At 51.3% G+C, this 304-nt stretch carries 1 protein-coding gene; it reads right to left on the reverse strand.

Annotated features, from left to right (window positions below; translation table 11 throughout):
- A partial coding sequence (locus AB1L30_RS03025) for a hypothetical protein (protein ID WP_367011882.1) occupies nt 1-219 on the reverse strand: 219 nt, incomplete at its 3' end.
- Nucleotides 220-304: the final 85 nt, after the last annotated feature.

Raw genomic sequence — 304 nt, forward strand, 5'->3', positions numbered from 1 at the left:
AACATGTTGGTTTTGTTGTTCTCTTCGGGTTTGGGACCCACCTAACGAACGGTTGTGTTTCATTGTTTTTGGATTTACGTCTAAAAATGATTGCTGTTCGTTTATGGGTTGATTGCTCCAACTCAACGAACCACCCCACGGGGCTTGGATGCCGATCGGCACCAGCACGAAGCTGTTCGTAGACGTCCCCATAGGTTTGATGCCAAGTTGCGGGTTCAACTGCTTCGAGCTTGGGAATGGCCTCGTCTGCGAACAAAGCCGGCAAGCTGCCTGCTGCTGAAGGCACCGACACCGAAGGTTAGTC

Origin of the sequence: Bremerella sp. JC817 (assembly GCF_040718835.1) — a bacterium.
GTDB lineage: Bacteria > Planctomycetota > Planctomycetia > Pirellulales > Pirellulaceae > Bremerella.